General features: G+C 37.1%; 4 protein-coding genes and 1 pseudogene. 3 read left to right on the forward strand and 2 right to left on the reverse strand.

The features are described 5' to 3' along the window. The first annotated feature begins 305 nt into the window (after positions 1 to 305). The 3 genes from PSI06_RS20640 (at position 306) to PSI06_RS20650 (ending at position 2,035) form a co-directional block, all read left to right on the forward strand. Positions 306 to 563: a hypothetical protein gene (locus tag PSI06_RS20640; RefSeq protein WP_273604775.1), complete on the forward strand. Its 258-nt coding sequence runs from the start codon at positions 306 to 308 to the stop codon at positions 561 to 563. A 104-nt stretch (positions 564 to 667) separates the two neighbouring features. Further along, positions 668 to 1,789 carry an ISAs1 family transposase gene (locus PSI06_RS20645; RefSeq protein WP_273604774.1) on the forward strand — a complete coding sequence of 374 codons (1,122 nt, stop codon included), beginning with the start codon at positions 668 to 670 and terminating at the stop codon, positions 1,787 to 1,789. A 27-nt stretch (positions 1,790 to 1,816) separates the two neighbouring features. Further along, on the forward strand, positions 1,817 to 2,035 hold the full coding sequence (locus PSI06_RS20650; protein WP_273604773.1) for a DUF6500 family protein: 219 nt from the start codon (positions 1,817 to 1,819) through the stop codon (positions 2,033 to 2,035). 10 nt (positions 2,036 to 2,045) lie between these two features. On the opposite strand, the gene PSI06_RS20655 is transcribed toward PSI06_RS20650, so the two are convergent. After that, complete coding sequence (locus PSI06_RS20655) at positions 2,046 to 3,953, reverse strand: tetratricopeptide repeat-containing diguanylate cyclase (RefSeq protein ID WP_273604772.1); 1,908 nt, start codon at positions 3,951 to 3,953, stop codon at positions 2,046 to 2,048. Between the two features lie 199 nt (positions 3,954 to 4,152). Beyond that, positions 4,153 to 4,253, reverse strand: a pseudogene (locus PSI06_RS21755) (IS982 family transposase); the annotation flags it as partial.

A 4,253-nucleotide genomic window follows, 5' to 3' on the forward strand; every position in this document is an offset into this window, starting at 1 on the left:
TAGAAGTGATGAGAGTTTTTCAAACGAATGAAATTGGGTACTGGCATTAAATGCGGTGTCTAAAGCTGTTTTAATATTCATAAAAAAATCCGATGGCAAATGCTCATCGGATTCTTACATCTATAGAGGATCGGTCAACTGATCATTAAAATATTTCTTAACTGATCGGCATTAGTGCTAAAGGCGACACTTTTTTTGATGAAGTTGGTGTGTTTTTTATTGATCTACTTGTTTTAATAGCCGACTAAGTAAGCAAACTTACAGCTATAATTTAAAGCACAAGGGTGCGTAAAATAGGATTGAATATGAAAGCGTTTTTAATTGTATTTTCATTGTGTATATTTTTAACTGGCTGTGCGGCAAAGCCTTATGCGGGCTCTGCACAATGTATGGAGCAAGCTGATATAGCTTATGAAACCAATATACATAAAAATGAGCCGCTAAATAATGAATGCAAAGCTACAAAAGTAAATACGCCTAATAAAGAGTTTGAGAATCATAGTATTATTGATAGAAGTCTTTTACAGCTAATTGTTAGTTTTTTAAACGGTATATTTAGATAATTAAAATACAATTAAATAAGGTATGTATGCAGGGCAAGATCATGAACTTTACCTTGACATAAATTTATGATCTTATACTGCTTTTCATATTGAGCAGCCCAATTATGTCAGCAAATACGTTATTTGAACATTTTTCTTCCATTGATGACCCACGCCAGCAAGGCAAAGTGCAACATCCATTATTCGATATTCTGTTTCTAACTATCAGTGCCGTAATCGCAGGTTGCCAAGGCTGGGAAGAAATAGAAGATTTTGCCCATGACAAACTATCTTGGTTACGGAAATTTATCGCACTATCGAACGGTGTGCCTCGTCACGACACTATTGCACGGGTCATAAGCCGCATCGATATGACCCAGTTTCAAGCCTGTTTCTCTCAATGGATGCAAAGCTGTAGTGAGCTCACAGACGGCAGTGTGGTTGCCATTGATGGAAAAAGGCTAAAAGGTTCATTTAAACAGCCAGATAGAAAAGATGCTATCCACATTGTCAGTGCGTTTGCCTGTGAAAATGGTGTGACGTTAGGTCAATGTAAGACTGATTCGAAGTCCAATGAAATCACCGCAATCCCAGAGTTGCTTCAGTTACTAGAGCTAAAAGGTTGCTTAGTGACAATTGATGCGATGGGTTGTCAAAAGGAGATTGCGAAGCAAATTATAGAAAAGGAAGCGGATTATTTGCTGGCCCTCAAAGCCAACCAAGGCAACTTATTTGAACAAGTAAAACAGCTCTTACAACCAGAAATATCACGCCAGATAGGGACTGATAGCTTAATAAGTGAAGTAGATTATCAACGAGGCCGAGAAGAATTCAGGGCAGCTGTTGTCTGCCATGATATGGCTCAAATTCCTGCAAGTGCCAGTTGGCCCAATTTACAAAGTGTAGGCGTGATAGTGTCTTACCGTAAAGCGGATAACCAACAGCAAGGAGAATTAACATATCGATATTACATCAGCTCTGCAAAAATGAGTGCGCAAAGACTAGCTGAAGCTACGCGAGCGCATTGGCATATTGAAAACAGTCTTCATTGGTGTTTAGATGTGGCAATGAATGAAGATGGTTGCCGTATACGCCGTGACGGCGCAGCAGAAGTGTTTGCTGGTGTAAGGCATATTGCATTGAATTTATTAAAGAAAGAGACATCCTTTAACAAAGGTGTGCGCGCTAAACAGCTAAAAGCAGCTAGAAACGAGAGCTATCTAGGAAAGGTATTGAATAGCAAGTAATTTTTCATGCTCTTGCCCTGGGTATGTATGCAGGAAGAACTAAAAGCAAAAATTATAGCTGTGTGCGATAAAAAAATAGCAGCCAAAGGCGAAAACGTAGGCCTTTCTTTTTACGCTTTTTTTGCAAATAAAAACGACAATCCAGAGCTGCTGATGCAAGCCGCTACGTGGTGGATACACATCCATAAGTTAGATCACTTTGAAAAAGCGATAAAAATAAAAAAAATGATTATTGAAGGTGACTAATAACGTATATTTACGCGATTGCTATTTGGTTTCTGCCATTTTCTTTTGCTTTATAGAGTTGTTGGTCTGCACGTTTAATTAGCTCGCTGAGTGAGTCGCTTTTAGCATGACTTATTGCCACGCCAGCACTAAAGGTAACGTGTGTTTTACTTGGCAATGCCTCAATATGACTACAGTACTGCGCTAACTTATTTTCAAGATTTTCAAAAAAGCTGCTTATTTTATCCCGGTTTTGTGTTTTTAAAACAAATAGCCACTCTTCGCCGCCATAGCGCCCAAACTTATCGTTAGTACTTAGTGTGTCTTTTGCTGCTTGAGCAAATTTTATAAGTACTAAATCTCCTATATCGTGGCCAAATTTGTCGTTAATAGCTTTAAAGTAATCTAAATCGACAATAGCTATTGCTAGGCTCTGCTGGGATAAACACTCATTTGCTTTTTGCAAAATGCCACGCCGATTTAAGCTGTTAGTTAGGTAGTCGGTTAATGCTATAGCATGGTATTTTTTACGTTGGCGCATTTGGCGGTAAAATAAAAATAGCGACACGATGACCAAAATAAAGGCAATTGAGGCACTTAAGCGCCAAATTATTTTTTGCTGGTGTTCTTCTGTTGCCTGCAGTTTGTTTATGTCTTTTTCGTATTCTAGCTGTAAAATTTTGTCTTCTTTTTCTTTTACTTCAAATTTAACCTGCAAGGTTTTTATATTGGTTTCGCTGGTGGCTTCGTAGTGTTTTATTGTATAAGCAAGCTCATCTTCGATTGCTTTAAATGCATCTTCGGTGAAGTTAAGCTGGCGCTTTAATTTATAGCGTTTGCTTAAAAAATCAGCCTTATAAATGCTGCGGCTAAATTTATCTAGGTTTAAAAATACTTCGTCGTTTACTTGGTTGGCTTTATTTAATAAATTTTGTTTTGTGTAGATGTCTGATAATAAAATCATTGATGCTAAATGCATGTCGTTAATACCGGCAGAGCTTGCAAGTGCAATATTTTTGTTTGCAAGCATTAAAGCTGTATCGTAATTACCCTGCAGGTATTGAATATTTGCAATAGAATATTGAGCGAAGGCTAAACCTTTTTTCATATTAACTTTGCTAAAATAAGCCAGCGCTTTATTTAAGTATACAAGCGCGTTTTTAGGCTGACCGACCTCAAGTAATACGTTCCCTAAACTCCAATAAGCTTTAGCAGTAAATAGGCCGTCGCTTGTTTGCTCGTAAGCATCTACCGCTTTTTGAGCATAATAAATGGCTTTTTCTTTATCATCTTTGTAGAGGTAGTTGTAAGCGTCGGCAATTTTTCTAAAAAAGTAGCCCTGCGAGGCTATGTCTTCTTCTTTTATAGCAAGCTCTAAACCTGTTAACGCCGCACTTAGCGTTTTTTTAAGTTCGTCGGTTTCGGTGTAGTAATAGGCTATAGCCCGAAAAACAATGATTTTTTCGTTAGGAGAAAGCTGTTTTACCTGCGTTTGCAGTTGATTAGCAAGCGATTGCGCATTACTTAACTCTTTGTTAATTGCGAAAAGCTTAAGCTGAGCCTCTAAAAATAGTAGGTGGCTGTTTTTATATGTTACAAGCTCAGTACTCTTTAAATACATTAGCAAATGGGTACTTAGCGCGGTGTATTGTTCTTGTCGAAAAAGTAGCTCTGAATATAAGGCAGCCGCTTCAAAGTGCAACTGTTTATGCTTTATATGTTTAGTGACGTTATAAGCGCGGGTTAGTTGTTTTTGGTGTAAAAGGTAATCTAGCTTGTTGGCTTTAATATCACTAAGCAGGCTTTGGATTGATTTTATATCAGATGAAGTTAGTGAAGAGCTATTGGCAAATGTAGCACTACTTGGTAGTAAAAATAACAGGAGCACAAAAAAGCGAAACCACACCATATTGATTTTTATTATTATATTGTTCGTCATTTATTTTTTACTGAATCAACACCTAAAACGATATAACTAACTATAGCATTGCTTGTAAATAACAAGTTAATGCTTTATTGGGAATAAACCACCACATTCCTTTGAAAACTCCACTTTCTAGTAAATAAGTATGAAAAGAATTATTAAAATAATGATGACACCCATCTAAAACTTAATTAACCTCAGATCTGCATAAGAATTAAAGTCGAGTCACTTTTATACTCGGCTTTTTAGTCTGAAAAGTGTAGGCAATTAATCCAGCCATTAAATTAACCATAAATGAGATGCAGCTGCGGTGCC

This window comes from Pseudoalteromonas sp. GABNS16E (assembly GCF_028598715.1).
Lineage (GTDB): Bacteria > Pseudomonadota > Gammaproteobacteria > Enterobacterales > Alteromonadaceae > Pseudoalteromonas > Pseudoalteromonas atlantica.